At 61.1% G+C, this 4,674-nt stretch carries 4 protein-coding genes and 1 pseudogene; 3 read left to right on the top strand and 2 right to left on the bottom strand.

From position 1 onward, the window contains the following. Together VBE63_RS24865 and VBE63_RS24860 are read left to right on the top strand one after the other, a co-directional pair. Positions 1 to 543: pseudogene (locus VBE63_RS24865) on the top strand (dihydroorotase); the annotation flags it as partial. 31 nt (positions 544 to 574) lie between these two features. Further along, positions 575 to 1,555: an L-threonylcarbamoyladenylate synthase gene (locus tag VBE63_RS24860; RefSeq protein WP_323685696.1), complete on the top strand. Its 981-nt coding sequence runs from the start codon at positions 575 to 577 to the stop codon at positions 1,553 to 1,555. A 111-nt stretch (positions 1,556 to 1,666) separates the two neighbouring features. On the opposite strand, the gene VBE63_RS24855 is transcribed toward VBE63_RS24860, so the two are convergent. Beyond that, positions 1,667 to 3,331: a diguanylate cyclase gene (locus VBE63_RS24855; protein ID WP_323685695.1), complete on the bottom strand. Its 1,665-nt coding sequence runs from the start codon at positions 3,329 to 3,331 to the stop codon at positions 1,667 to 1,669. A gap of 21 nt (positions 3,332 to 3,352) precedes the next feature. Beyond that, complete coding sequence (locus tag VBE63_RS24850) at positions 3,353 to 4,162, bottom strand: hypothetical protein (protein WP_323685694.1); 810 nt, start codon at positions 4,160 to 4,162, stop codon at positions 3,353 to 3,355. A 128-nt stretch (positions 4,163 to 4,290) separates the two neighbouring features. Here VBE63_RS24850 and VBE63_RS24845 point away from each other — a divergent pair. After that, a partial coding sequence (locus tag VBE63_RS24845) for an SAM-dependent methyltransferase (protein WP_323685693.1) occupies positions 4,291 to 4,674 on the top strand: 384 nt, incomplete at its 3' end.

The following is a 4,674-nucleotide window of genomic DNA, read 5'->3' as shown; positions in this document are numbered from 1 at the left end:
CTGCGCACCGTGCTCGAGCACGTCACGACCAAGGACGCCGTCGACTACGTGCTAGATGCCTCCGAGCGGGTCGCGGCAACCATCACCGTTCATCATTTGTTACTGAATCGCAATGCGATCTTCGAGGGTGGTTTGCGACCGCATCATTACTGTCTGCCGCTGCTCAAGCGCGAAACCCATCGTCAGGCGTTGGTGAAAGCGGCCACCAGTGGCAATCCCAAGTTTTTTCTCGGGACGGATTCGGCGCCGCATCCAAGACAGGCCAAGGAGTCGGGTTGCGGCTGTGCCGGCATCTACAGTGCGCCGGCGGCGATCGAGCTGTACGCAGAGGTCTTCGCCGACGCCGGGGCCTTGGATCGACTCGAAGGCTTTGCGAGCTTCCATGGCCCGGATTTCCACCGCCTGCCCAGGAATGACGACAAGATCACCCTGGAAGCCCAGGCCTGGTCGGTGCCTGAGCTGATCCGCTCCGGCTCGGACGGGAGCTCGGACGGGATCGTGCCACTGCGCGCCGGGACCGATGTCGCCTGGCGGCTGCTTTGAGCCTCTGAACTCTTGAACCTCTGAGACGGCCATGGAGCTGCTGCAGCCTGATCCGAGCGGAATCCAGCGCGCCGTCGAGCTGTTGCGACGGGGTGAACTGGTCGCCTTTCCGACCGAAACCGTCTACGGTCTGGGTGCCAATGCGAACGATGATCAGGCCATTGGCCGGATCTTTGCGGCCAAGGGTCGGCCCGCCAACCATCCGCTGATCGTGCATTTGCCAGCTGCCGACACCATGCGTGCCTGGGCTCGAGCGATCCCGGATGCGGCCTGGCGGTTGGCCGACGTGTACTGGCCCGGGCCGCTGACGCTGGTGCTGAATAAGGCCGCCGATGTGTCGAACCGGATCACTGGCGGGCAGGACACTGTCGGCCTGCGCGTGCCCGCGCATCCGGTTGCACAGCAGCTGCTGCAGACCTTTGGCGCTGCGCTGGCCGCGCCCTCCGCCAATCGATTTGGCCGCATCAGCCCCACCACTGCGGCGCACGTGCTGGATGAATTCGCGGTTGAGAACCGAGTGCTCGCCGTGCTCGACGGCGGCGCCTGCAGCGTTGGTCTGGAGTCGACGATCATCGACCTGAGCGACAAGCAGCCCCGTTTGCTGCGCCCGGGCATGATTGACCTGACTGAAATCGAGCAGCTGCTGGGCGAGAAGGTTGCGAGACCGGCGATTGGCGATGGCCCAGCGGCCCCAGGTCGATTGCCGTCGCACTACGCACCGACCACGCCGTTAGCGGTCATGTCTGGTGATGCCATTGCCGCAATGCTGACACAAGCACGGCCGGGAATCGTCGTCTTGGCCCGGCAAGCGCCAGTGGCCGATATCGGCGCTCATCACTGGGTGATCATGCCGAACGACCCAGAAGCCTATGCCTTTCGTCTGTATGCTGAATTACGCAGACTGGACCAAATGCATCTGAATCAGATTCTGGTCGAGCAACCCCTGCAGTCGCTCGAGTGGGAGGCCATTAACAACCGTTTGGAGCGGGCTGCGACCCCTGTACAGCACTAAGTGGCTGTCTGCTTCCCGATGATCGCATGACAGTGGTCCTCAAATCGGGATGCCGTTGATGGACCGTTTCTAAACAATGCTGTCGTCTCCGGTCACCAGTCAAGAGATACATTATTTCGTTTGGCGGTAAGGTGCTGCGCGGCTGAGTGGTTCTGGCGCCGGTGTGCGACAGACGCGATTCTTACCCGCGCGCTTGGCCTGATAGAGCGCCTTGTCGGCGCGCGCGATGGTCTCGCTGATGTCCTGATCCAGGCTCGAGACAACGCTGAGACCGATGCTCAGGGTAAACTGTACCGGGGCAACGGCTTGGCTGGTCGCGACCTGCTGGCGGATCTTCTCGGCCACTTGCTCGGCATTCTCGAGCCCAGTATTGGGCAGCATCAGGACGAACTCCTCGCCGCCGAAGCGCACGATGAGGTCGCTCTGTCGGATCTGTTGCCGAATCAGGTCGACGAGCACGGAGATCACCCGGTCGCCAACATCATGGCCAAAGCGATCGTTGATGGACTTGAAATCATCGATGTCCATCATCGCGATGGCGATATCTCGGCCTTCGCGCTTGGCCAGCGCCACCAGGCTGCTTGCGGCCTCATCGAGGTAACGGCGATTGAAGGCCCCGGTCAGTGGGTCGGTATGCGCGATCCTCGCCAGTTCCTGATTGGCCTGTCTCAGTGCCGCTTCACTGCGCTTGATCTCGGTGAGATCGATGGCAGAGGTGATGCGCGTCGGTTTGCCATCGATGATCGCGTTCTGTCCTTTCACCAACATCGGGAACTGGCTGCCGTCGCGTTTTCTGCCGATCGCCTCATAGGGCTCGGCATCCTGGCGAGCGATCTTCTCGCGCACAATCGCCATCGATTCTGGTGCAACAAAGTCAAGCGCATGCAGGTCCTGCGCTTGCGCGAGCGAGTCGAAGCCAAACAGCTCAAGGCCAGCCTTGTTGAGATCGACACAGTGACCCTGATGAAAGATGCCGATCGACTCAAGCGCATTCTGGAACAGATAACGGAACTTCTCGGTCGACGCCTCTAGCGCCCGTGTGCGCTGCTCGACCTTGTGCTCGAGGTTTTGGTTGAGTTCGGCGATGGTCTGGTAGCTGTGCTGGATATTGTCCTGCATGTCATTGATGGCGCGGACGATGAAATCCAGCTCATCGTTGGTGCCGGGCGGGCGCTGAATCTGTAGTCGCTGCTCGGAGCTGAGATCGATCTGTCTGGCGTAGGTGCCAATCTGGTACAGGTGTCGGGTCACCATCCAATGGAAGGCCAGCAGGATGACGATCGAGACAATCAGGGTCTTGATACCCTGGGTCACCAGAATGATCATCCCGCGCTGGAGCAGATTGTTGTAGACCCGATCCAGGCTGGCGACGATGATCAAGCGGCCAGGTTGGACACTGCGGCCAAAATCGGTGGTGGCCAGCGTGATCTCCTCGCGGATGAAGCCCTTGTCCTGCGGTGTGCCGCGCGCGGCGATCAACTCGCCGTCCTCGCCGCGAATCTCGGCATAGACGATATCGGGAAAATGCAGGATGCCCTCGAGCTGGCTGTTGAACTGTTTGCGGTCGAGGTTCCAGACGCAGAGCGCGATGGAATCGCTGTAGCTGCCCTTGATCTGGCTCAGGCGTTGTTCGATGAGTTCGACGTCGCTGCGATATTCGACGTAGAGCTGGAGTGCGACAGCCAATAAGGTGATCAGCGAACTGGTCACCAGGATCGTGATCAAGAGGCGCAGCGCGAGTGGGGAGCGGCGGCGCGAGAGGAAGAAGGAGAGCATCGGAGTCGTGGCTCGCTGGGGTCAGTCTAAGCGCGACAAATCCTTGAGGTCGGGTAGATAAGGATCGCCATACTCGCGCACAAAGTACGCGCTGTAGGGGCGGGCAGCCCGCTCAAGGCTGCCCTTGCGGATCATGCGGCCGATGACCTCACACAGCATCGCATCGGTCCTAGCGCCTTCGGCCGTGTTCGGCAGGATGAATTTGGAGCCGAAGATCCTGAAGTTTTGCCGCGCGATGTTGGTCAGGCCGGCCTCTCGGATCATCAGATCGATCTCGCGTGAAGCGAACACCAGACCGTCGATGCGGTTCGCGCTGAGCTTCTCGACGCTGCAGGGCAGGCAGGTCGTGCCTTGGATGGGGAACTCGAAGAAGGCCCTGTGTCCCGCGTCGGTCTCGATGCGGTAGTCGTCGAGCCGGGTCAGGTCCAGTGGTGGACGGTTGCGATGGCGAAAGAGGGCAAAGTGGCTCTTGGTCAGACTGCAGGTCGAGCGTCGCAGCCCGCGCGCGCGCAGTTCTTCCTCGTAGGGGCCATCCTCGGGGCCCCAGTCGGCGCTGCCGACGATGGGAAAATGCAGATCGGCCAAGCCCTGCGCGACATTGTGGATCGAGCGCTCGAACGGATAGATCTCGATGATCAGGCGTCCCGCTGCGTATTCTTCGTCCATGGCCTTGATCACGTCGATGAGGATGCCGCGGTCCTTGGTTTCGGCATAGAGGGGCAGCTGGCCGACGTTGATCCGATAGTCCCGGGCAAGACTGGTGGTCGGGCAGGCGAGCAGCCAGGTGACCAGGCTGCAGATGGCTAGCAGGCTTGTTGGCGGCCTCCTCATCTCGCTCCTCTCACGACAGTGGTCTATGTGCACGCTATTGATCGCTGATTGTAAACAAACGCCAATGCCAATACCTGATAGATCATGCTGAAATTCTCGACACTGAATGTTCGACACGGGAGCCGTGAATGCCGATCTCTGAGAACCTGATCATCTCGCTGGTGGAGCGCGGCATCGTGCCGGATCCGATCATCCGCGCCGGTATCCGCCAGCGTCTGCGCAAGACTCTGGCCGAGCTGCCACAGCATGACTGCGAGGCTGCTGCTGAGCACAAGAAGGCCTTTATTACGATGATGGACTTGTCCCCGGTGGCGGCGGTGCCAGAGCGCGCCAACGAGCAGCACTACGAGGTGCCGGCCGAGTTCTTCGCGACGGTGTTGGGTCCGCGACGCAAGTACAGCAGTTGTTGGTGGCCAGATGGGGTGGGCACCTTGGCTGAGGCCGAGGAGGCGTCACTGGCTGAGACCGTGCGCCGCGCTGGCATTGCTGAGGACATGACGGTACTTGAGCTT

The organism is Lamprobacter sp. (assembly GCF_034860625.1).
GTDB lineage: Bacteria > Pseudomonadota > Gammaproteobacteria > Chromatiales > Chromatiaceae > Lamprobacter.
The sequence above is the reverse complement of the archived record's forward strand: the minus strand, read 5'-3'. Positions and strand labels throughout refer to the sequence as shown.

Bases quoted from the DNA above. Each gene is read 5' to 3' on its own strand.
- VBE63_RS24860 (WP_323685696.1), top strand. From the start codon at position 575: ATGGAGCTGCTGCAGCCTGATCCGAGCGGAATCCAGCGCGCCGTCGAG.
- VBE63_RS24850 (WP_323685694.1), bottom strand. From the start codon at position 4,162: ATGAGGAGGCCGCCAACAAGCCTGCTAGCCATCTGCAGCCTGGTCACC.
- VBE63_RS24855 (WP_323685695.1), bottom strand. From the start codon at position 3,331: ATGCTCTCCTTCTTCCTCTCGCGCCGCCGCTCCCCACTCGCGCTGCGC.